This window comes from Desertibacillus haloalkaliphilus, from assembly GCF_019039105.1.
GTDB lineage: Bacteria > Bacillota > Bacilli > Bacillales > KJ1-10-99 > Desertibacillus > Desertibacillus haloalkaliphilus.
In genome coordinates this window covers 1-378 of record NZ_JAHPIV010000338.1, presented here as the reverse complement: position 1 = coordinate 378, position 378 = coordinate 1, and the positions used below count along the sequence as shown (strand labels likewise).

The window sequence follows — 378 nt, the reverse complement described above, 5'->3', positions numbered from 1 at the left end:
CTTCTTCTTCTTCTTTTCTTCTTTTTCCCCCCCCCCTCTTTCCTCCCTTTCCCCTCCCCTCCCTCTTCCTCCCCCCTCTTCTTCCTCTTCCCCCTTTCCCTTCCTTTCTTTCCTTTTCTCCCTCTTTCTTCTCTTCTTTCTCCCTTCCTCTCTTCTCCCTCCTCTCCTCCCCTCCTTCCCCCCTCTCTTTCTTTCTTCTCCCTTTTTTCCCTTCCCTCCCCTTTCTCCCCCTCTCCTCCTCTCTTTCCTCTTTTTTCCCTCTTTTTCCCTTCTTCCTCCTCTTCCTCTCCTTTTCTCTCTTTTCCTCCCCTCTTCCTCCTTCCTCCCCCCTTCTTTTTCCTTTTCTTTTTTCTTTTCCCTTTCTTTTTTTTCCTCTTC

The 378-nt window shown here is 49.2% G+C and carries 1 protein-coding gene; it reads right to left on the bottom strand.

Going from position 1 to position 378, the window contains the following annotated elements; translation table 11 throughout:
• On the bottom strand, positions 1 to 378 hold a 378-nt coding region (locus KH400_RS30035), incomplete at both ends, for a hypothetical protein (protein ID WP_217228345.1).